At 65.2% G+C, this 21,993-nt stretch carries 19 protein-coding genes and 3 pseudogenes; 11 read left to right on the top strand and 11 right to left on the bottom strand.

What is annotated here, in order from left to right:
* Positions 1 to 65: 65 nt before the first annotated feature.
* Both ASE30_RS23495 and ASE30_RS23490 read left to right on the top strand, forming a co-directional pair.
* Positions 66 to 581 (top strand): DUF4142 domain-containing protein, encoded by a 516-nt coding sequence (locus ASE30_RS23495; protein WP_057287042.1) that lies wholly within the window; start codon positions 66 to 68, stop codon positions 579 to 581.
* Positions 582 to 654: 73 nt separating this feature from the next.
* A pseudogene (locus tag ASE30_RS23490) lies at positions 655 to 882 on the top strand (ferritin-like domain-containing protein); the annotation flags it as partial.
* Between the two features lie 288 nt (positions 883 to 1,170).
* Here the strand turns inward: ASE30_RS23490 and ASE30_RS29785 are convergent.
* The 5 genes and pseudogenes from ASE30_RS29785 to ASE30_RS23470 form a co-directional block, all read right to left on the bottom strand.
* A pseudogene (locus ASE30_RS29785) lies at positions 1,171 to 1,305 on the bottom strand (NAD-dependent epimerase/dehydratase family protein); the annotation flags it as partial.
* 94 nt (positions 1,306 to 1,399) lie between these two features.
* On the bottom strand, positions 1,400 to 2,287 hold the full coding sequence (locus ASE30_RS23485; RefSeq protein ID WP_057286697.1) for a manganese catalase family protein: 888 nt from the start codon (positions 2,285 to 2,287) through the stop codon (positions 1,400 to 1,402).
* Positions 2,288 to 2,363: 76 nt separating this feature from the next.
* The gene (locus tag ASE30_RS29665; protein WP_235515348.1) at positions 2,364 to 2,528 is read right to left on the bottom strand and encodes a DUF892 family protein; all 165 of its coding nucleotides are present in this window, start codon (positions 2,526 to 2,528) and stop codon (positions 2,364 to 2,366) included.
* Between the two features lie 207 nt (positions 2,529 to 2,735).
* Positions 2,736 to 3,200: a DUF2269 domain-containing protein gene (locus tag ASE30_RS23475; RefSeq protein ID WP_057286695.1), complete on the bottom strand. Its 465-nt coding sequence runs from the start codon at positions 3,198 to 3,200 to the stop codon at positions 2,736 to 2,738.
* Entirely contained in the window at positions 3,201 to 4,514 is a 1,314-nt protein-coding gene (locus ASE30_RS23470; RefSeq protein ID WP_057286694.1) for an SDR family oxidoreductase, read from the bottom strand. It lies immediately after the preceding gene.
* An 85-nt stretch (positions 4,515 to 4,599) separates the two neighbouring features.
* Between ASE30_RS23470 and ASE30_RS23465 the strand changes: the two genes are divergently transcribed.
* Both ASE30_RS23465 and ASE30_RS23460 read left to right on the top strand, forming a co-directional pair.
* Positions 4,600 to 5,094, top strand: a complete 495-nt coding sequence (locus ASE30_RS23465) for a hypothetical protein (RefSeq protein WP_235515333.1) — start codon at positions 4,600 to 4,602, stop codon at positions 5,092 to 5,094.
* A 93-nt stretch (positions 5,095 to 5,187) separates the two neighbouring features.
* Positions 5,188 to 6,180, top strand: a pseudogene (locus ASE30_RS23460) (SDR family oxidoreductase).
* Positions 6,181 to 6,208: 28 nt separating this feature from the next.
* Here ASE30_RS23460 and ASE30_RS23455 read toward each other — a convergent pair.
* The 6 genes from ASE30_RS23455 to ASE30_RS29825 all read right to left on the bottom strand — a co-directional run bounded on the left by ASE30_RS23455 (position 6,209) and on the right by ASE30_RS29825 (position 10,834).
* Positions 6,209 to 7,024, bottom strand: a complete 816-nt coding sequence (locus tag ASE30_RS23455) for a DUF2243 domain-containing protein (RefSeq protein ID WP_057286692.1) — start codon at positions 7,022 to 7,024, stop codon at positions 6,209 to 6,211.
* Positions 7,025 to 7,401: 377 nt separating this feature from the next.
* Positions 7,402 to 8,484 carry an aromatic acid exporter family protein gene (locus tag ASE30_RS23450; RefSeq protein ID WP_235515332.1) on the bottom strand — a complete coding sequence of 361 codons (1,083 nt, stop codon included), beginning with the start codon at positions 8,482 to 8,484 and terminating at the stop codon, positions 7,402 to 7,404.
* A gap of 224 nt (positions 8,485 to 8,708) precedes the next feature.
* Complete coding sequence (locus ASE30_RS23445) at positions 8,709 to 9,113, bottom strand: VOC family protein (RefSeq protein ID WP_235515331.1); 405 nt, start codon at positions 9,111 to 9,113, stop codon at positions 8,709 to 8,711.
* 57 nt (positions 9,114 to 9,170) lie between these two features.
* Positions 9,171 to 10,004, bottom strand: a complete 834-nt coding sequence (gene galU / locus ASE30_RS23440; RefSeq protein ID WP_057286691.1) for a UTP--glucose-1-phosphate uridylyltransferase GalU — start codon at positions 10,002 to 10,004, stop codon at positions 9,171 to 9,173.
* A gap of 268 nt (positions 10,005 to 10,272) precedes the next feature.
* Positions 10,273 to 10,464: a DUF3606 domain-containing protein gene (locus ASE30_RS23430; protein WP_057286689.1), complete on the bottom strand. Its 192-nt coding sequence runs from the start codon at positions 10,462 to 10,464 to the stop codon at positions 10,273 to 10,275.
* A 127-nt stretch (positions 10,465 to 10,591) separates the two neighbouring features.
* Positions 10,592 to 10,834 (bottom strand): CrpP-related protein, encoded by a 243-nt coding sequence (locus ASE30_RS29825; protein WP_082601703.1) that lies wholly within the window; start codon positions 10,832 to 10,834, stop codon positions 10,592 to 10,594.
* 181 nt (positions 10,835 to 11,015) lie between these two features.
* Between ASE30_RS29825 and ASE30_RS23425 the strand changes: the two genes are divergently transcribed.
* The 7 genes from ASE30_RS23425 to ASE30_RS23395 all read left to right on the top strand — a co-directional run bounded on the left by ASE30_RS23425 (position 11,016) and on the right by ASE30_RS23395 (position 21,977).
* Entirely contained in the window at positions 11,016 to 11,225 is a 210-nt protein-coding gene (locus ASE30_RS23425) for a hypothetical protein (protein ID WP_057286688.1), read from the top strand.
* Between the two features lie 178 nt (positions 11,226 to 11,403).
* On the top strand, positions 11,404 to 12,954 hold the full coding sequence (locus ASE30_RS23420; RefSeq protein ID WP_057286687.1) for a PAS domain-containing sensor histidine kinase: 1,551 nt from the start codon (positions 11,404 to 11,406) through the stop codon (positions 12,952 to 12,954).
* 750 nt (positions 12,955 to 13,704) lie between these two features.
* Complete coding sequence (locus ASE30_RS23415) at positions 13,705 to 14,862, top strand: efflux RND transporter periplasmic adaptor subunit (RefSeq protein ID WP_057286686.1); 1,158 nt, start codon at positions 13,705 to 13,707, stop codon at positions 14,860 to 14,862.
* A gap of 11 nt (positions 14,863 to 14,873) precedes the next feature.
* Positions 14,874 to 18,038, top strand: a complete 3,165-nt coding sequence (locus ASE30_RS23410; RefSeq protein WP_057286685.1) for a multidrug efflux RND transporter permease subunit — start codon at positions 14,874 to 14,876, stop codon at positions 18,036 to 18,038.
* A complete protein-coding gene (locus tag ASE30_RS23405) occupies positions 18,035 to 19,501 on the top strand; it encodes an efflux transporter outer membrane subunit (protein ID WP_057286684.1) in 1,467 nt (488 codons plus the stop codon). Before ASE30_RS23410 ends, ASE30_RS23405 begins: the two co-directional genes overlap by 4 nt.
* Positions 19,498 to 20,988, top strand: a complete 1,491-nt coding sequence (locus ASE30_RS23400; protein WP_200964470.1) for a carboxylesterase — start codon at positions 19,498 to 19,500, stop codon at positions 20,986 to 20,988. Before ASE30_RS23405 ends, ASE30_RS23400 begins: the two co-directional genes overlap by 4 nt.
* Positions 20,985 to 21,977 (top strand): AI-2E family transporter, encoded by a 993-nt coding sequence (locus ASE30_RS23395; protein ID WP_057286683.1) that lies wholly within the window; start codon positions 20,985 to 20,987, stop codon positions 21,975 to 21,977. The genes ASE30_RS23400 and ASE30_RS23395 overlap by 4 nt, the downstream gene beginning before the upstream one ends.
* The last annotated feature ends 16 nt before the right edge of the window (positions 21,978 to 21,993 follow it).

The following is a 21,993-nucleotide window of genomic DNA, read 5'->3' as shown; positions in this document are numbered from 1 at the left end:
AACTGGAGGTCCGCATGAAAATAGGTCTTTTGAAGGTAGGGATTGGCGCTGCGCTTGTCTTCGGCATGGGGACGGCTGCTTTGGCCCAGACGCCTGCCGCTTCTGGCGGCCAGGTGCCCGCCTCGACCAACAAGCTCGATAGTGAAACCCGCGGCTTTTTGACTGACGCCGCGGAATCCGGCCACCTCGAGATGGCCGGCAGCAAGATGGCCCTGGAAAAGTCGAAAAACGCTGACGTGAAGCAATTCGCGCAGAAGATGATCGACGATCACGCCAAAGTGGGGCAGCAGCTGGAAGCCTTGGCCAAGTCCAAGGGCTTCGAGCCGCCGAAGGAACCTTCGATGATGCAGTCCGCCAAGCTCAAGGCGCTGGGGCTGCGCGACGAAGGCTTCGACAAGGCCTATGCGGATGAGATCGGCGTGGACGCGCATGAGGACGCCGTAAAGCTGTTCGAGAAGGCTTCCAAGGAGGTCAAGGATCCCGAGGTGAAGCAGTTCGCCATCGAAACGCTTCCGAGCCTGCAGCAGCATCTGCAGGCCGCGAAGACCTTGCAGCAAAGCGTCACCGCGAAATCCAGGTAAAGGTATCCGGGCACCCCCCTTGCGATGTCCGGGGCGGGCACGGCCCAAGACCAATCTAACTACAGGAGCGATCATGGCTCAAAAGACACTGAAGGACTTGTTCGTGCACGAGCTGTCGGATATCTACAGCGCCGAAAAACAACTGACGCGCGCACTGCCAAAGATGGCGCGCGCCGCCACGGATCCGGCGCTGGCGGAGGCGTTTACGCTGCTCCTGGAGGAAACCAGGGGCCAGGTCGAGCGCATCGATAAGATTGTCGGAGGCTCGGACTTCCGTCTGAAGCGCATCAAATGCGCGTCGGGTATGCAGCAAAAAGCACCTGTGGTGTCCCCGCCCGGCGGTCCCGAGGGACTGTATTTGTCTATGCGGTAGGTTGTGCCGTCGCCGGCGACCGCAACGATCTCCATGACACGCTTGAAAGCTGGGTTAGACATTGCCGACTCCTTGCACACCCACGGCTTCATTGAGGCACGCTGACCCAGCGGGGTCAATACGCGCCGCAACAATCACATGTTCCGCAAAGAGGTTCCCGCGTCGTCATCAAGATTGCGCGGATCTTCAATACCTATGGACCGCACATGTCACCCGGAGACCGTCGTTCAGGTCGTCCACATCACAAAAGGACCGCGTCTGCATGCCGTCTCCGTAGACGGTCAACGGTTGGCCCGCCAGCGCCTGCACGATGAAATTGGACACGACCAGGCTTGACCGGTGACGACGCGGCCGGCGCCGCGCGGACCACGATAGGCAAAAGAAAGCCCCGCCCCGGGATATCCCGGGGCGGGGCGTGCGCCGCTGGCCAGCTTTAACCCGGACGTCAGGGTTTCAGGTCTTCGGCATTGGCGGCGCCCAGCTCGGTTCCGGTGACCGGGTCGCTGGACGGGTCGGACGCCGTGCGGGCAGCCATCGCCTGCAGGGCAAGCACCTCGTCCTCGGTGAGGTTCACATTGGGCATGCCATCGCCGTCGATGGAACCCTGCTCCTCGCGGTCAGACACATAGGTGAAATTCGTGTCGCTGTTCCACGGCCCGCGCGTGTCGCCTTCGCCTTGCGACATATTGAAGTAGACGGACGCAAACCGGGGATCCCCGGGCAGCTTTCCGGGCGGGAAGTTGGGCTCGATCGAATACAGGGCTTTTTCAAAAGACCTCTGATGCGACACCTCGCGCGTCATCAGGAACCCAAGCGCGTCCTTCACGCCGGGATCGTCGGTGGCGTTGATGAGGCGCTCGTAGATGATCTTGGCGCGCGCTTCCGCGGCGATATTGGACCGCAAGTCCGCGGATGGGTCGCCGATGGTGTCGATGTAGCCGGCGTTCCAGAGCTGCCCGCCTGAATTCACCAGGGCGGGGCCGCCCCCGTATAGCACCTGCGTGACGTGGGAGTCATTGCCGGGACCGTTCAGGCGGCGGTAGATCTCGGCCTCGGACTCGGTGGCTTCCGACAATACGCCCTTGGCGCCTTTGTTCAGCATGGCGACCATGGTGCCGATCACCTCCAGATGGCTCAGCTCTTCCGTAGCGATATCGAGCAGCATGTCCTTGCGGCCGGGATCGTCCTCGGCCAGCGCCTGCGTGAAGTACCGACAGGCTGCGGCCAGTTCGCCTTGCGGGCCGCCAAACTGTTCGAGCAGCAGGTTGGCCAAGCCGGGGTTGGACTCGGCGACACGAACCGTGTACTGCAGTCGCTTGTTGTGTGCAAACATAATGTTCTCCTGGTCCCCGGCGCACTGCCGGGAAGCTTTGATGCGCGGCGGCATGGCCGGCGCGAAGGGTGGGATTTCAGCGTTTTGCCTGGATATTGGGGTCGTCCACGCGGGCCAGGAACTGACGCACCAGGCCGGGGTTGTTGTGCTCAAGCCATTGGGCCATCGCAAGTTCTTCCTGCAGGATCCGATCGCACACGGCGGCCGTTTCCAGGTCCCCCAGGAACTTCGCGGCCTCGATCAGCTGGCTGTAGGCCGCAATTTCCAGGTTCTCGAACGCGTAACCTGCTCCTCCATCGCGTGTGCGTCGCGCAGCCAGTCCATCAGGTGCTCGGCGGCTTTACTGTCGTCTCGTCCCATTGTGATCTCCTGAGTATTTCGCCCCGTTGCCCTGGACGCCCACCCCCCCGTCGCAACATTCGTTCCCGCAAGGCGAGCCTGCCTGCCCTCAGGCCCCTTTAAAGATCATCAGGTAGAAAATCAGCAGGAAGGCTGCCAGCGCGACCGTGCCCAGCGCCACCCACCACGCGAAATACCGCCAGAACTGCGGGGGCAGCGGTGCGCCGGCGCGGTCGGCTGCGATGGCATGGTCACGCATCCGCATCTGCAGGCGCACCACGGGCAGCCAGCAGGCGATCGCAAGCACATACAGCCCGAGCGACCACGCGAGCCACGGCGTGGACAGCGGCATCTGCATGATGTGGACCAGATAAAGCCCCGTCAGCGGCTGCAGCACCGCCGTCGTCGCGGTGAACAGCCAATCGGCCAGGACGACCAGCCGCGACACGACCGCAATCACGTGAACATCACGCCGCAGCACCACGCATAGCAGGTAGAACGCGGAGCCGACCCCTGTCCCGAACAGCACGGTGGATGAAATGACGTGGACAAGCTTGAATGTCAGGTATTCCATTCACATCCCCTTGGACTTCCGCGGTTCCATCACATACAGGAGCAGCAGCGCCGCCAGCATCGGTAAATTTTTTGACAACGGGCCGAACGGGTGCAGCCAGAACTCGGGAAGACGGACGGTGATGATCGCGGTGTAACCCGCAATCAGCGCGGCCTGCGCCAGCCAGAGCCATTGCCGGTGTCGTCCCCGCAACGACAACGTGAGCACGCCGAAGGCCAGGTCCAGTGCCGCGGCGCCATAAAGCGCATACGGCGCAAGGGCCGGCGGCACACCCGTCCGGTGCAGCAGATCCAGGCTATCCTGCACCGGATACAGTCCCAACGACACTGCCGCCGTCCAAAGCCATACCAGGGCAATGCTCAAACGAAGCAGTGGCAACGTGACATCGAGCATGGCGGCCGCCCGCTGCCCGCTGCGTGCCTCTGGTGCGATGAAGTGCTCCGGCGCGCGAGGCTGGCGGCCCAGCAGCGCGGCAAACGGCGCCACGTTCGCAGTGTTGCCTCGCTCCAGCATTGACAGGGCCGCGGGGTCGATAAGGCTGCCCGGCGCCATTGAGGCGACGGTGGCCGCCGCGGTGGCAAGGCGCAGGGGGACAGGGACAACACGCTGGGATCCCGGCACGCCCAGCGCGCGGCGCAGGGCGGCCAGATAGGCCCGCAGGGTCAACGGGGCCGGACCGCAAAACGCCAGCGTGACGGGCCGCTGCGGCGGATCATGCAACAGGGCCAGCACGCCGGCGGCCACGTCGTCCAGGTGCACGGGTTGTACGGCTTGCCGTCCGCCGCTGACCAGCGGCAGCACGGGCAGCACCGCCAGTCGATTGAACAGCCCGGCGCTCACGCCGCCCGGTCCGTACACGAGCGACGGCTGGACGACCGCAGCCGGCATGCCGGACGCCCTTAAGGCGTCGTCGGCAGCGCGCTTGCTGACATGGAAACCGCTCGCGGCGCCTTCATCGGCGCCCAGCGCCGAGAACTGGATGATGCAGCGAACGCGCGCCTGCTCGGCGGCGCGAAACAAGGCCAGTGGCGCGCGGACGTGAATCGTCATGAAGTCGCCGGCGTGTTGCTCGCGGAATATGCCGACCGTATTGATGACGGCATCCACGCCGTGCAGCAAAGGCGCCCAGTCTCCTTCGGCGCGGGCCTGCGAAAAATCCATGGGTACGAAAGTTGCTCTTGCCGTTGCGCCGTTCGCGGCGCCGTCAGTAGGCAGGGTTCGCACCGGGCAGACCAGTTCGTGGCCCTCGCGCAGCAGAACGGGAACCAGGCTGCCGCCAATGAAGCCGTTCGCGCCGGTCAACAGGATCTTCACTGAACTCTCCGCAAGGCGGCGCAAGCGCCCGCCGACCCCGCATGGCGCCGCAAGCGTCGTGCCCGCACTTTGACGAGGAATGCCTATGAACCCGTGGCTCAACGCCCTGCGAGAGGGCGCCATCAGTGGGTCAGCCGCCAGCGTGCTTTCCACCCTTGCGCTGGGCATTGCAGGCCGCGTGCAGGCGGGAAGCTGGACGGCGCCCACCAACTCGACCAGCCAGTGGGTGTGGGGCCGGCCCGCCTTGCACGTCGACGCCGCGACCTGGCGTCACACCGCCACGGGCTACGCAATCCATCACACCGCTTCGGTTTTCTGGGCAGTGCTGCACGCACGCAGCACGCGGGCACTGCTTTTGCCGAACCGCCCGGGCCCGGCCGTCGCGGCAGGCCTGGCCGTTGCGGCCGTGGCCTGCCTGGCGGATTACCGCGCCACGCCGCGCCGATTCACCCCGGGTTTCGAACACCGGCTGAGCCGGCCGGCCATGGCCCTGGTGTATGGCGCGTTCGGCCTGGGCATTGCCTTGGCGTCGTTGGCCTGGCGATCACGCGAAGCGCGCCTGGGCCGCGGCCGCAGGTAACGCCCGCCCGTGGGGGCGTTTGGCGGCGCCGGGCATGCATATTGCTGGATGCGCCGTCACGCGATGTTCGCGTTTCCACCCAGGAGTCCCCCCATGAAAATGAACCTGAAACCGCTGCGCGACCAAGTCATCGTCGTTACGGGCGCGGGCAGCGGCATCGGCGCCGCGACAGCAAAAATGGCTGCGGATCGCGGCGCCAAAGTTGTCCTGGTGGGACGCCAGGAAGATACCCTGATGCGTCTTGTCGAAGAGATCGTGCACGCTGGCGGGTCCGCGATCAGCGTGCCTGCGGATGTCGGTGTGCAGGACGATCACGCGCGCATCCTGGAACGCGCAATCTAGAGCTACGGCCGCGTCGATACGTGGGTGAATAATGCGGGGGTTTCGATTTTCGGGCGGCTTGAAGACGTGCCCATCGAAGACCAGCGCAAGCTGTTCGAGACCGATTACTGGGGCGTGGTGTACGGATCCATGGCCGCGGTGCGGCATATGAAGGAATCCGGCGGCGCGTTGATCAACGTGGGCAGCGAAGTATCGGATCGCGCGGTGCCGCTCCAGGGCGCCTATTCGGCGGCCAAGCATGCGGTAAAGGGCTTTACGGACGCGCTGCGCATGGAATTGCGCGAGGAGGGCGCGCCGGTGTCGGTCACGCTGATCAAGCCCGCGTCGATTGCGACTGGCTTTACGGCGCACGCCCGCAACTACATGGATGTGCAGCCCACCTTGCCGCCGCCCATCTATGCGCCCGAAACGGTCGCGGACGCCATCCTGCACGCCGCGGAGCATCCCACCCGCGACTTGTACGTGGGCGGGGCAGCCCGCGCCATTGCGACGCTGGGGCAGAACATGCCGTCGCTGGCGGACCGCATGGCCGGCTGGCTATTTCGCCACCAACGCAGCGACGCTGCCGCCGGCGGAGGATCGGATTCGCTGTACGAGGGTGGCGGGTCGCACCCGGCCCAGCAGCCGGCCGGCCGCCGCCACAGCATGTATACGCACATGGCCATGCACCAGCGGACCTCGCTACTGGCCACCATGTTGCTGCTGGGCGGCGCTGCCTGCCTGATCATGCGGTCCCGGCGTTGATGGACGGCGCCCCCGGATCCGGGGGGCGTCAGCCCGGGCCCCCGGTTTTCAGCCAGGCCGAACATCCCGAGGGCGCGACCGATCCGCTGACGTACATGGCGCCGGAGGCGAACAATCCAAGCTTCTTCGCGGCCGGAACAGCGGACATCACCCAGACCGAGCCCCGCGGATCCGACCAGACGATACGGGCGTCGGTGCCGTCCAGCGCCTCGAACATCGCGCCGGGCGTGGCGCCTGGGCGCAGCGCGATGACGGTCGTGTCTGCGTCCGCACGAAAGGGAAAGAGGTTTGCCAAGGCGCCGGCGGCGACCGCCAATGCGAGCAATCCGAAAAGCGCATTGGCCCGGCCGCGACCGTCCGAACGGGGCGGCCGGCCGTTGCGGGTGCGCCATCCATACAGCAGCGGGACCAGGCCAAACACAAGCACCCAGCCGATGTCCCACGCCAACGGGATATCGCTGTCCATCTTGACCCGGTGTATGCCCGTGATCCAGTGCGACAGCAGGGCGTCGACGATATGCCAGACACCGAAGCCGATCCAGAAAAGACCCCAGCGCGGTCTTGCTGCGGGGGCGGCCATGGCCGGCCGGGCGCGGAACAGTTCGATCAGGCCCACGGCGGCGATGACGTACATGATGGCGTGGAAGACACCATCGGCGGCGACCTGCGCGGCCAGGGACCCAAGCACCGCGGTCTGCACGCCGGACAACAGATGGTGCCATTGCAGGATCTGATGCAGCAGAATGCCGTCAAAAAAGCCGCCCATGGCAAATCCCAAGAGCAAGCTGGCCCGGCGCAGGCGCCGCGGGGCTGCGGGGTCATCGGGAGTACGGACGATTTCCATGCTGATTCCTTGGTGGGCGTGGGCGCGTTAATGCAGCGCGCTCCGCACATTGCATGCCTGTGAACCCGCCTTTTCACGGGGGCCACGGCGTTGCTCAGGCTGGCGCCGGGATGTGCGGGATGCCGTCCTCTGCGGCCCGCACGCCGCGCTCCACTTGCAAGTCCCACAGCGCGCGCAAAGGCCCTTGGGCCATAAGTAAATCGTCCAGGGAGCCATCTTCCACGATCCGCCCGCCGTCCACCACCACGATCCGGTCGTAGCGGGTCCCGGCTTGCCGCCCGCACCCCGTCGGGCCTGGAATTTTTTCGACCGGCGTTGACGTTCTTTATGCGCTGCCTCAAGGTCGTTCGGACGCGTTGACCGCTGGGCGGCGCGCGTCACTGGTCCCGGGCGGGCCTATCCACACACTCGCACAGCGCGTCCAGTTCCCGGCTGACTTCCTGCCACGCCCAGCGAATGAGGTCCACGGAATTCCGCTCGGCGGGGGTGAAGCCGCCGCCATGCCCGACCTCCTGAATCACGGCGTCCAGGCGGGCGAAGGGGTTTCCGGTACGGCACAGGGGCGCTTCGGCGGCGCTGTCGCGTATGGCGCGTGCAAGCTCGTCGATCTGCGCCTGGGCGGCAGCCGCGACGTCGTCCAGGGCCGGACCCAGCCTGTGGCAGACATTGTCTGTCAGGACGACGGCACCCACCCGTTCCATCAGAGGCACGGTGAGCCATAGCTCTTCGAGGCGGTCTTGCAGTCGATGGGCCTGCTTGTCCCATCCCAGGAACTGCAGAGGCACGGAGCGGGACTGGATAGCCATGTCCCGCGCGCGCCAGCGAGTGCGCTCCATCGCCGGGATGTCGCGCGGCCGCGGGCGCTGGCGGCCTTCATGCAGCGCCGCGGCCCAGTCGACCAGCAGCTCGCCGTAGATCTCCAGCGACGCGGCCAGGTTGAATCGCATGCTGCGCCGGGCCGACAACGGCAGCACCGCAAACGCCGCCAGGATACCGGAGGCCGAGCCGACGACGATGGCGAGCGTCTTGTTCACGGCGCCGGCCACGATGTTGACGTCGGGCGTGACGGTCAGGATGGTCGCGGTGACCAAGCTGTAATTCAGGGTGGGCCAGCGCATCGACAAACAGGCGGCCGCCCCGACCCCGGCGACGATGCTCCACGCTGCCGGAAGGTTGGCGGCGCCGGCCAGCGGCGTCAGCGTGACGCCCAGCGCCACACCGATCATCGCGCCCAGGATCCGGGCCGCGGCTTCGCCCACGGTGCCCTCGACCGTGGCGCGAACGACAAACAACGCCGAGAACGCGCCCCAGGCGATATCCGGCATCTGCCGCCATGTCATCCATCCGTATGCCAGCAGCACCGCCGCAACGGTCTGCAGCGGCAGCCGAAAGCTATCCTGCCCGATTGCGGCGCGGCAGTCCGCGGCGCGCTTCAAAAAATTGGAATAGGTGAAGAACATCTACTTCTCGTGTTGCCGTCTTGTTTTTGGGGTGTCGCGGCTCAGCAATCGGTTTTCTCAGGCGCGTGCTGGACGGCTTGGGCGAGCCGGCAACGCCAAGTCTTCAAGCATGCGGTCCGCAAGACCGCAAATGGCGTTCCCGATGCGGGGGCAAGCCAGGAGTTGACACTCTTCGCACGTGCGCCCCGGCACCGCTCATGTCTGGCGTGCCGTTGCCTGTCGCGTTAATCCGGGGCGACGGCGCACACGAACGCCAGCTTGTTTCCTTCGGGGTCGCGGCAATAGGCGGCGTAGAAGTCCGAGGCGTATTGCGGCCGCAATGCCGGTGCGCCTTCATCCAGCCCGCCTTGCCTCAAGGCTGCCTCCCAGCATTGCCGGACTGCCATCGGGGAAGGGGCCTCGAAGCTAATCTGGCAACCATTGCCCCAGGTCGCGGGCAGGCCGTTAAAGGGTGGCGCCACCACGAACGATGGCCAGCGCTGCGATCCGGCTCGCCAGATTACCCCGGCCGGCCCCGCCTCTTCTATTGTGTTCTCGCGCTGCAGGCCCAGCGGCAGCAGCACGGCATCATAAAAGCTGACCAGTGTGCGCCAATCCCGGGCGCCTAGTTGGATGTGCGTGTACATCATGCTTGATCGCGCGGTGGACGCCTGCGCCGCCCAGCGGACGACGCAGGCGGTATATCGTTAAGCCAGGTTGTGATATTTGCGGCCGATTTCCATGGTGGCACGGTAGAAGCCTTCCTTGCTGCCGCAGTCGTAGCGCAGGCCCTCGTACTCATAGCCAAAAACGTTGCGCGACTTGAGCAATGCGGCGATGCCGTCGGTCAACTGAATCTCGCCGCCCACGCCGGCTTGCGTGTTTTCCAGCAATTTGAAGATTGCAGGCTCCAGAATGTAACGACCGACCACCGCCAAGTCGGTCGGCGCGTCCTCGGGCTTGGGCTTTTCCACGATGCCGGTCACGCGCAGCACGGCGTGCGCCGTGCGGCTGCCGGACACAATGCCATACTGGGCCGTGTTGGCTTTGGGAACTTGCTGTATCGCCAGCACGCTGCCGTCGAACTCCCTGGCCACTTTCATCATTTCGCCGATGACTGGCGCATCCGCATCGATCAGGTCGTCCGCCAGCAATACCGCGAAGGGTTCATTACCAACGATGGACGCCGCGCAGAGCACCGCGTGGCCCAGTCCCAAGGCGGACGGCTGCCGTGTGTACACGCACTTGACGCTATCGGGGATCACGTTGCGAACGGCCTCCAAAAGCGTAGTCTTGTTTTTCAGTTCCAGATCTCGCTCAAGCTCCGGCATGCGGTCGAAATGGTCTTCAATGGCGCGTTTGTTGCGGCCCGTCACGAAGATCAGTTCGGTTATTCCAGCGGCAACCGCTTCCTCGACGGCATACTGGATCAGCGGACGATCGACGATGGGCAACATCTCTTTGGGCATGGCCTTGGTGGCGGGAAGGAAGCGGGTGCCCAGTCCCGCGACGGGAAATACGGCTTTTCGGATCGGGTGCATGTCAAGGCCTCTTATGCCGGCGCGGCCGCAGGCGGGCCGCCCACAAGCTTGTGTCCAGCAATTCGCGTGCCCGACCGCAGTGTCCTCGTGACGGCGCTGCCAAGCCACGTGCTGAGGCGTTCACCCCACATGATCATGGCTCCCGCCCCGTACTCGCCCTCCAGAATCTGGTCTTCGGACGGGTTGTAGGCAATGGGGCGGGCTGCGATTCGCATGGCCATAGGCTGGACGGTCGGGTCGAGGCGGGCACGATGGCGCCAGCCCCCTGTCATTTCCTGCCTGCGTTGCCTTGAAGGGCTGCACGAACGGCGGTGGCCGATACACCGACTGCCTTGACGGCATCGCGCAGCTGATCCTCGGTGACTCCCAACTCCTTGGTCCAGTAGCGCAATTCGTGGGGTTCATTCACGTTGATCCGCGAACGGTCTTGCGGCCCGCGATTATTCAGGTCGTCTGACATGGAGGTCTCCCTTCGGATTGATGAGAGTCCAGTCACAGCAATCCGCGTGCCCGATCGCAGCCAAGCCCAGATATGTTTGAGGTAAGAAGCAGAAGCGCCCCAAGAGGGGGCGCTTCGGTCAGGCTCATCAGGTTTGGAACCCCGCTGGCGCGCGCGCCATCCGGCGGCTATAGCTGCCGGGAGGGGGTTGGGCAGGAGTCCTTGCATTCATCCATCCGGCTTCCCAGGCTTCGATCTTGCTCCGCCATTCTGAAATCGACTCTCCGGTGTGGCCGGGCATGGCCGCGGCTCGGAAGTAGGGGCAATCCCATAGGGTCAGTCCGTCGCGAGCGGCTTGAGCGCCCAGCTTTTGGATGTCGTCGCGTTGCATTGCAATACCCTCCAAAAGAGATGTGGAAAGGATAGTTTTGCTCAAATTGGCGATTTCCCGCAATAGTGCGGCCGTACCAACAAGGGCGGTGCCTGCGCTCCTGGCGGGCAAGCTGGCGGCACAACACTTGCTGGCCCTGGGGCGCTGGGCACCGGTGGTGCCTGCCTCACCAGGAGACGCCATGAGTACCAAGCCCCATTCTCACCAGGACGACGCCGCCGACGCCGAGCGCAAGCCCGTGCCGCCTGGCGAGCGCACGCTATCGGACCGGCCGGCCGATCCCAACCGCACCGGTGCTGGCCGTCAGTTTCCACCCGGCATGGATCCGAAGGATGTGTGGGACCCGGGACGGGCCACGCCCGATGCCCCGCCGGTCGACAACCGGTCCTGAACGTGGGCGGCGCGGCAGCGCCGCACACCCCGTCTTGCCCACCTCAAGCCTTTCTCCGATGACTGGCCGGCGTACCCCCTGAGCAATTGATGGTCCGGCTGACGTAGCGCTTGCGGGCGGTGGCACGCAGTTTGCTGGGGGCCGGCCGGGCAAGCTAAATCCGCAGTCGGAGAATTACATGAATTCAGCACCGGACTTTCCATCGGGGGATCGTTACCGGCTTTTGGTTGGCGCCGTGCGGGATTACGCCATTTATCTCCTGGATGCGAATGGCTGTGTCAGCAGTTGGAACCCGGGCGCGGAGCGCTTCAAGGGCTACTCCGCGGACGAAATCATCGGCCAGCATTTTTCCGTTTTCTATATGGACGAAGAAAGGGACGCGGGGGTGCCGGAGCGGGCTTTGGAGACGGCCCGGCGGGAAGGGCGCTTCGAGGCGGAGGGTTGGCGGGTTCGCAAGGACCGCAGCACTTTCTGGTGCAGCGTGGTGATCGACCCGGTCCATGACGATCGCGGACAACTGGTGGGATACGCCAAGATCACGCGGGATATCACGGAGCAGAAGGAGCACCGGGAGAAAATGCAGGAGGCGCGGGACGCCATGCATCACGCCCAGCGTATGGAGGCCATAGGCCGGCTGACTGGCGGGGTGGCCCACGACTTCAATAATTTCCTGACCGCCATCCGGTTTTCGGCCGAGTTCGTGAAGCGCAACCCCAACCTGCCGGCGTCATTGATGCGCTACGTAGGCATCATCATCGATACGACGGACCGGGCTGCCCAACTGACCCGGCAGTTGCTTGCTTACGCCAAGAAGCAACCGTTGCAACCCCATGTGTTCGATGTGCGTGACAGCCTGTCGTCGATGCGCCAGTTGTTCGAGACCTCGGTGGGGTCCTCCGTGGCGATCAGCTACGAGTTCGGACCAGGCAACTGCACCATTTTCGCCGACCCCGGCCAGTTGGAGTCGTCCTTGCTCAATCTGGTCATCAACGCGCGCGATGCGATGCCGCGTGGCGGGCAGATCAAGATATCCGCGCGTGTGGTGGCCGCTGTCACGGCCAACAAGGAAAAGCTGGGCCTCAAGGGACCGCATGTCGCGCTGTCGGTGCAGGACTCAGGCGTGGGCATCGAGCAGGACGTATTGGGGCATGTCTTCGAACCCTTCTTCACGACCAAAGGCCAACACGAGAACTCCGGGCTGGGGTTGAGCCAGGTTCAGGGATTCGTGCGGCAGTCAGGCGGCGATGTCGCGGTCGACAGTGTGTTGGGCAAGGGTACGGTCTTCACGCTGTTCCTGCCCGCGGCGAATCCCCCTGCCGCATCCGAAGCGCCCGCCGCGGCCGATCCCGTGCAGCGCGTCCCCGCGCGCAAGAACGTCCTGCTGGTGGAAGACAACCGCATAGTGGGCGAAGTGGTCGCCGCCCTGCTCAGCGAATTGGGACAGCGCCTCACGTGGGCCGTCGATGCCGAAGGCGCCCTGCGTGAATTGGACGAAAGAAGCGGCGGCTTCGATCTTGCCATCCTGGATGTCGTGCTGCCGGGCATGAACGGCATGGACCTCGCCTGTCAGGTACGCAATCGCTGGCCAGGCATTCGCATCGTTCTGGCCAGCGGCTACAGCGAGGCAATCGCCGGCCCGCGGGCGATGGGGTTTGAAGTCATGCAGAAGCCATACTCCATCGAGGCGTTGACCCGGTTTCTCATGGATGATGCGGCGTCGCCTTCCTGACCTTCGGGCCTTGCCAGCCGCGGCATAGCCGTCTCCAGGCTAGGCGCCGAGTAGCGGCATCGTGCCTATCCATGAAGGGAGGTGGGCGCTGAATTCTGTTGTGTGGTTTTGTCACGCCTGGAAATACTGAGTGCGTCAGTATCCCACCCGCGTAGGCTGCCGAATATCTTCCATGCCGAAGGACCTCGACGGCAACACGGGGTATCGCTCGCGCCTATCGAATTGAGAAAAGCTTGCACTAACGGCAATCGCTACTTAAGCTGTTTGGGTGCTTGCGCGCATTACGCCGAGCGCGGTACATGCCGCGCTGAACAAGGCGGCGGCCCTTCGCCGTTTCCAGCGCCCGATCATGAAGTCATTTTTTCTGCCGGTTTTCCTTGTCAATCATGAAAAGGATGCTTGTGCGAAAGTCGATGAACTTGATGAACCCCCGCAGCGCCCCATGGATTCCGGGCATCCGCTTAGCCTGCGGCAATGGGCTACCCCCCCGCGGATTTGCCTATCTCAGCGCCTGCATCGCGGCGCACCTTAGCGGGCGCAACAGCGTCCTGAACCCTATCCCTGTCACGGTCCCCCGGCGTCGTTGCCGGTGGGCGCCCGCGCCGCGTTTTCCTGGCGGACCCGCGGTTCAGTTCGAGGATGGATGGGCGCGCGCCGGGCGCCTTCGATAAGCCCAGGTTTGGCCCGTCCGCACGCAAGCGGCGACGGGCAGCGCGAGACCTTCGTGTTCGAACGCTTAGGAGCTGTAGGATGACGCAAGTAAGCAACAATGTCTGCCGTGTCCTGATGTTTGCCATGGGCGCCTGGACGTTAGCGTTGGCCGGCTGCGGGGACCGGAATGACGCAGCGGCGGTCGTAGTGCCTCCCATGAAGGTCGTGGTCGTCACCATTGGACGCGAGCCCGTTGATCTCAACGTGGACCTGCCCGGCCGGATCGAGCCCATCCGCACCGCCGAGGTCCGGGCGCGTGTCGACGGCATCGTTGAAAAGCTGCTGTACAACGAAGGCACCGATGTCCAGGCCGGCGACCCGCTGTTCCAGATAGACCCGAGCGACTACAAGGCCCAGCTGGCGCAGGCCAACGCGATGCTGCAGCGGGCGCAGGCGGTCCAGAAGAACGCCCGCTCGGTCACCGAAAGATTCCGCCCGCTGGTGCAACGCCAGGCGGTCAGCGCCCAGGAATACGAAGCCGCGCTTGCCGCGCTGGGCCAGGCGCAGGCCAACGTGGCGGACGCGCAGGCGGCGGTCACGCTGGCGCAGTTGCGCTTGGACCGCTGCACGGTAAGGGCGCCCATCGCCGGCAGGGTGGGGCGGGCCCTGGTGACCGAGGGCGCGCTGGTGAGCGCGTCGGCAGCCACGCTGCTGGCCCAGGTGAATCAGCTCTCGCCTATCAGCGCCACGTTCACCAAATCCAATACCGCCATCATGGACCTGACCGACTACGCCCGATCAGGCGGGTTGGCGACCTCGGCATCGAACACCTTTCAGGTGCGCCTGACGCTGGCCAACGGCCGGGAATTCGGCGAAACCGGGGTGGTGGACTTCGCCGATCTGAGCGTGGACCGGACCACCGGCGCGCAGACCATACGCGCCCGTTTCGATAATGCGGGCAGGGAGCTGCTGCCGGGCCAGTTCGTCACCGGCCAGATCCACGTCGGCGTCCGCCAGGAGGGAATTCTGATCCCGGCGCGTGCGGCGCGGCTCAACGGCGATACGGCCACCGTGTTCGTCATCGGGCCGGACGACACGGCAGTGGCCAAGCAGATCGAGGTTGGCGACCAGATCGCGGGAAGCTGGGTGGTGCGGCGCGGGCTGGAGCCCGGAGAGAGGATCGTGGTCGATGGCTGGCACAAGATCCGGCCCGGCCAGCGCGTCGCACCCGTCGAACAACAGAACGCGAAACCCTAGCGGAGTCGGCCATGGGCTCATTTTTCGTGTTGCGACCAGTGTTTGCGTGGGTGGTCGCGCTGTTCATCCTGCTGTTCGGCGGCATTGCGCTGCTGCTGCTTCCGGTCGAGCAATATCCCAACATCGCGCCGCCTTCCATCACGATCCAGTCGACCTTCCGGGGCGCGGATACGACGACCATCGACCGCACCGTGACCTCCATCATCGAGGAGGAAATGAATGGCGTGGACAATTTCCTTTACATGGCGTCGGTCAGCCGCGCCAATGGCACGTCCCAGATCACGGTAACGCTCAAGCCGGGCACGGATCTGGACGTCGCGCGCAGTCAGGTGCAGGACCGCCTGAGCCGTGTCGAACCGCGCTTGCCGCAGGAAGTCCGCCAGCTTGGCGTGTCGGTCACCAAGGCGTCGTCCGGCTTTCTGATGCTGCTGGCGCTGCAATCCGAAAGCGGCAATGTCAGCGCGGTGGAGATGGGGAACTTCGCCTCCAACAACATTCTGAATGAGCTGCGCCGAATACCCGGCGTGGGCGACGTGCAACTGTTCGGCTCGTCCTACGCCATGCGGATCTGGCTGGATGAGCGCAAGCTGGCAAGCTTCCAGATGTCCGCCGGCGACGCGCTGCGCGCGGTGCAGGAACAGAATGCGCAGACCATCGGCGGTTCGCTGGGCGACCTGCCGCTGGCGCCGGGCGCCGACTTCAACGCGCAGATCGTCGCCCAAAGCCGGTTCTCGACGCCAGAGCAGTTCAGGCAGGTCATCCTGCGTGTCAATAACGACGGGTCGCTGGTGCGCCTGGGCGACGTCGCCCGCGTGGAACTGGGCAACGAAAGCTACAACTTCCGGCTCAGCGTCAACGGCAAGGACGCGGCGGGCATCGCCATACAACTGGCCAACGACGCCAATGCGCTGGACGTCGCGCAGCAGGTCAGGCAGCGGATGAGCGAACTGGAATCCGTGTTTCCCGCCGGGGTGGGCTGGACGGTGCCGTTCGACACCACGCCGTTCATCACCACGTCGATCAGCTCCGTGCTGGTCACGATGGGGGAGGCGCTGCTGCTGGTCACCGCCATGGTGTTTCTGTTCCTGCAGAGCTGGAGAAGCACGCTGATCCCGACGCTGATCGTGCCGATCGCGCTGGTCGGCACCTGCGCCGGCCTCTTCATGTTCGGCGCGTCCATCAATCTGTTATCACTGTTCGGCATGGTGGTCGCGATCGGCGTGCTGAACGACGACGCCATTGTCGTGGCGGAAAACGTCGCGCGCATCATGAAGGATGAAAGGCTTTCCGCCTCCGAGGCCACGCGCAAGGCGATCGGCCAGGTCTGGGGGCCGATCATCGCCAGCACGCTCGTCCTGGTCGCGGTGTTCGTGCCGATGGCGATGTTCCCCGGCTCCAGCGGCGCCATCTATCGCCAGTTCTCCATCACGTTGTCGGTGGCCATCGTCGTGTCCACGGTGCTGGCGCTTTCGCTGGGCGCCGCGCTGTGCGCCACCTTGCTCAAGCTCTCCGACGGCCGGCCGCCCAGGGGGCCGGTCTCGCGGGCCAAGATGTGGGTGTTCGACAAATTCAACGCGGGCTTTGACGCCGTGACGCGCCAGTATGTGCGCGCGGTCGAGCACATGGTGGTGCGCCCCTTGCGCTGGATGCTGATTTTTCTTGGCGTCTGCGGGCTGACGGTCTTCCTGTTCTCGCGGCTGCCGGGGGGGTATCTGCCGCTAGAAGACCAGGGCTATTTCTTCGTGTCGTACACCGGCGCGCCGGGCACCACGGCCGACCAGACGCAGATCGCGGTGGAGCAGGCCGAAAGCATGCTGCGCGAGCAGCCGGCCGTGCGCAACGTCGCATCCGTGGTGGGCTTCAACTTCTTCGGCCAGGGGCAGACGGCGGCGCTGTCGTTCGTGGATCTTCATCCCTGGGGCGAGCGCACCGCGCGCAGCGACGCGGTCGACGCGCTGGTCGGGCGCAGCAACCTGAACTTCCGCGCCATTCCGCAGGCAATGATCTTTGCCTTGAATCCCCCGCCCATTCCTTCGATGGGCAATGCGTCGGGTTTCTCCATGAAGGTCCAGGACCGCACCGCGCAGGGCGGCGCGGGGTTGACCGAGACGGGGGCGGCAATGATCGCGGCGGCGGCGAGCAGCCCCTTGCTGGCGGGCGTGCGCCTGGACGGCATGCCGCCCGGACCCCGGCTGTATGTGGAGATCGACCGCGTGCATGCCCGGGCGTTGGGCCTGCAGGTGGCGCAGGTGAACCAGGCATTGACCTTCGCGTTCGGTTCGAACTACGTCAATGACTTCCTGCACGAAGGCGCGGTGCAGCGCGTGTTCATCCAGGCCGAGGCGCAGCAGCGCATGCTGCCGCAGGACATCGCCGCCTTGCAGTTGCCCAACAACCGCGGCGAGATGGTGCCGTTCTCCGCGTTTTCGCGCATGCGCTGGATAGACGGGCCGCAGCAGCTCGAACGCTACAACGGCTTTCCGTCGATCACCATATCGGGCGAGGCCGCCGCGGGGCGCTCCAGCGGGGTGGCGCTTGCTGAAATGGAGGCCATCGCCGAGCGCGTGCTGCCGCAGGGGATCACGTTCGAATGGACCGGCACGGCATTCGAAGAGCAGCAGGCGGGGAACCAGGTCGCCCTGCTTCTCGGCCTGTCGCTGGTCGTGGTGTTCCTGCTGCTGTCCGCGCTTTACGAGAGCTGGTCCGTGCCCGTGTCCGTGCTGCTGATCCTGCCTTTCGGGGTATTGGGCGCGGCCGCGTTCACGCTGGGCCGCGGCATGTCCGCGGACATCTACTTCAACATCGGGCTGGTCACCATCATCGGGCTGGCCGCCAAGAACGGCATCCTGATCGTCGAGTTCGCGCTGAAGGAAGAGCTGGAGGGCAGGGACAGAAAAGAGGCCGTGGTCGACGCCGCCCGGCAACGGCTGCGCCCCATCGTCATGACGAGCGTCACCTTCGTGCTGGGCATGCTGCCGCTGGTGTTCGCCACGGGCGCCGGCGCGGCCAGCCGCCAGGCGGTCGGGACCAGCGTGATGGGCAGCATGCTCACCGCGACACTGTTTGGCGTGTTTTTCACGCCGCTGTTCTACATGGTCGCCAGACGCTGGTCCGGGAAACGTCCGGATGCCGCCAAGGCGCAGGCCAAGGCGCAAGAACAGGGGGACAACCCATGAAGCGGGCCCGAGTCGTCGTTGTGGCCGCTCTGGGCTGGAGCCTTGCCGCCTGCAATCTGGCGCCGGATTACCGCACGCCTGAAGTGGCGTCGCCCGCGTACTTTCCCGGCGAAGTCCCCGTGGACGCGCTGGCCGCGCAGCAGGTTTCGTGGCAGGAGTTCTTTGGGGACGCCCAGCTCAAGCTGCTGATCGCCAAGTCGCTGGAACTGAACCAGGACCTTGCCGCCGCCACGGCCCGGATCGAACAGGCGCGCGCCTTTTACCGAATCGAGCGCGCCAACCTGCTCCCGCATCTGGACGCGGGCGCCGCCGCGTCTCGCAATCAGTCGCCGCTGTCGTCCCTGGACCCGGCCCTGGCGGACAGCCGGCAAACCGTGCAGTTCAACCAGTTCAGCGCGCAGTTGATGGTCTCGTCCTTCGAGCTCGACTTCTGGGGCCGGGTGCGCAACATGACCGAGTCGGCCCTGCAACAGTTCCTGGCGACGGTCGAAGGGCAGCGGGCGTTTCGCCTGTCCTTGATCGCCAACGTGGCCTCCACCTATTACGACGCGCGGGCGGGCGAGGAGGGCATCGCGCTGGCGCGGCGCACCGTGGAGACGCGCAGCTACGCGATGAGCGTGGCCAAGGATAGGCTGGACGCGGGGGCCACGTCGCTGGTCGATTATGAACAGTCGGCCATTCTTCTGACGCAGGCGCAGACCCAGCTTGCCGAATGGCAGCGCACCACGGCCGCGCACTGGAACCGGCTGTGGGTGCTGGTCGGCGAGAACCGCGAAGGCGATGTGCCGGGAATCCTGCCGATCGAGGCGGCGGGGCAGTTCGACGCGCTGAGTCCGGGCTTGCCGTCGTCCCTGCTGACGGTCAGGCCCGACATCCGGCAGGCGGAGAACCGGCTGCGCAGCGCCAACGCGAACATCGGCGCCGCCCGCGCCGCGCTGTTTCCGCGCATCGCGCTGACGGGATCGCTCGGCTACGCATCCACCGAGCTGTCCGACCTGTTCTCGTCACCGAGCAAGATCTGGAGCTTTGGCGGCGGAATAGGACTGCCGATCTTCGACTTCGGGCAGCGGCGCGCGGCCGTGAATCTGGCGCTGGCGCAGCGCGACGAGCTGGTCGCCAATTACAGGAAGACCGTGCAGACCGCGTTCAGCGAGGTGGCGACGGCGCTGGAGAGCCGCAAGCGGTTCCAGGAACAGGTCGCGGCCCAGGAGATGGCCATCCAGGCCCAGCGGCGGCTCGCCGAAACCGCGGACCTGCGGTATCAGAACGGCATATCCATCTATCTGGAGGTCGTGGATGCCCGGCGCGGACTCTTCACCGCGGAACAGCAGATGTTATCGCTACGGGCCGCGCAGCTTCAGAATGGCGTGTCGCTCTACGTGGCGCTGGGCGGGGGCGACGAACAGGACGTCGTGGCCGTGACCGAGGTCTTGTCGGCGGCGGGCGAGGGGGGCGCGCAGTGAACAGAGAAAAGACGGCCGGATCCGCGCCCAGCGTGTCGTGGCGGCGTCTGAAGAAGGCGGCCGTGATTCTGGCCGTGGGCGTGGTGTTGATCGCCGGCACCCTGATGGGTGTCAGGCTCTACGACATCCAGCAAGGCCCGCCGCTGGCGGCCTGGCACACCTATGTGCCGGAGGACATGGATGCGGATCGGCTGGACCGGAGCTCCTGGCAGGATTACCTCGCGCACGAGGAAAAGCTCTTTGCGCTGGTGCGGCAGAACGTGGGCGACACGCTGCAGCCGGAAGACAAGGTGGACAGCAACCGGTATTTTTCGGGCGCGAAAGTGTATCCAGAGCATTTCGCGCATGACTGGAACCGATCGTTCGTGCTGCTGCCGGCCGGCGAGCCCGTGGGCGTGGCCGTGCTGTTGCACGGGCTCACCGATTCTCCTTACAGCCTGAGGCACATCGCCGCGCATTACCAGTCCGTGGGCTACGTGGCCATCGCCATCCGGATGCCGGGCCATGGCACGGTGCCCGGCGGCCTGACGGAGGCCCATTGGGAAGACTGGGCGGCGGCCACGCGGCTTGCCGTGCGCGAAGCCCGCCGCCGCGTGCCCGCCCCCCTGCCGTTGCACCTGGTGGGGTTTTCAAACGGCGGCGCGCTGGCCCTGATGCACGCGCTGGATGCGCTTGATGACCCCAAGCTGGGCGCGCCCGACCGGCTGGTGCTGATCTCGCCGATGGTCGGCATCACGGCCTTCGCGCGCTTCGCGGGGCTGGCCGGCCTGCCCGCCGTGCTGCCGGCCTTCGCCAAGGCCGCCTGGCTGAGCATCGTTCCCGAGTTCAACCCATTCAAGTACAACTCCTTCCCCGTCCACGCGGCCCGCCAGTCGTTCGAGCTGACGCAGACGCTGCAGGACAGGATCGCCGCGCAGCAGCGGTCGGGCAATCTGGAGCGCCTGCCGCCCGTCATCACCTTCCATTCGGTCCTGGACTTCACGGTCAGCACGCGCGCGCTCATCAATGCCCTGTACGCGCGCCTGCCCGCCAATGGCAGCGACCTGGTGCTGTTCGACCTGAACCGCGCCACGAAGCTCGGGCCGCTGTTTCGCCGGGGCGTGGCCTGGTCCCTGGCGGGCACGCTTCCCGGCGAAAAGCGCAACTACCGGCTGACCATCGTGACTAACGCCACCGAGGCGTCCAGCGCGATGGTCGCGCGTGTGATCGAGGCCAACTCCACCGAGATCGTGGAACGCCCCATCGGCTTGGATTATCCGCGCGAGGTCTATTCCTTATCGCACGTGGCGCTGCCCTTTCCGACCAATGACGCCCTGTACGGAATGCACCCGGACAACATCGAGGAGTTTGGAATCAGCCTGGGCGCGATGTCGATGCGGGGCGAGGTAGGCGCCTTCGTCATCGGCATGGACACGCTGACCCGGCTGACCTCGAATCCCTTCTATGCCTATCTGATCAACCGTGTTGACGGGGTGATACCAAGATGACGTCCTTCGCATTGTCCGGAATCTGCGCCATCTTGATACTGGGCCTGCTGTACCTGGCCAGCCCGGTCTTCGTGCCCTTGACGTTCGCGTTGTTCCTGATCTGCCTGGTGGCGCCGTTGCGGCAGTCCCTGGGCCGCAAGATGCCCGCGCCGCTGGCGGCCATCGCGGTCCTGCTGGTCACGCTGGCCGTCTCGCTCGTGTTCCTGTCACTGGCGGGCTGGGGCTTCAGCCTGGTGGCTCAGTGGGTCATGGCCAATGCAGGGCGCTTCCAGCGCCTGTTCACGCTGGAGACCGAGACCCTGCACCCGCATGGGGCGCTGGTGATCCGCATGTTCCAGGACAGCTTCAATGTTTCCTGGCTGGTCCGGGCCATCCAGGAGATCGCTGTACGGATCAACAGCATGCTGGGGCTGATATTCCTGTCCTTCGTCTTCATCGCCCTGGGCCTGTTCGAACTGGACGAAGCCCCCGACCGGATGAACCGCCTGCTGGGCGAGGAGCGTGCCAGGCGATGGATGGAAATCGCCCGCCAGGTGGCCAGCAAGCTGCGCCGGTACATGGTGATCCGCACCGTGGCCAGCGTGTTGACCGGCGTGACGGTCTGGCTGTTCGCGATCTATGCGGGACTTGAATTGGCGACCGCCTGGGGCGGGCTGGCGTTCCTGCTGAACTACATCCCCTTCCTGGGCCCCCTGGTCGCGACGGTCTTCCCCGCGTTCTTTGCCTTTGTCCAGTACGGATCCCTTCAGACCAGCATCGCGGTGCTCGTGGTCCTGAACTGCATACAGATTGTTTACGGCTGCTATCTGGAACCCAGGCTGGCTGGCAGCGCTTTCTCCTTATCGCCGCTGATGGTGATGGTTGCGGTGTTTTTCTGGGGACTGGTGTGGGGCATCCCCGGCACTTTCATCGGCGTGCCGCTGCTTATCACCATGACGACGGTGTATACCGCCACCGCCAATTTCAACCGAGAGGCTTCAAAAAGCTGATTTGCTCAATTTTGGA

This window comes from Achromobacter sp. Root83, from assembly GCF_001428845.1.
Lineage (GTDB): Bacteria > Pseudomonadota > Gammaproteobacteria > Burkholderiales > Burkholderiaceae_B > Achromobacter.
This window is presented reverse-complemented; position numbering and strand designations above follow the sequence as displayed.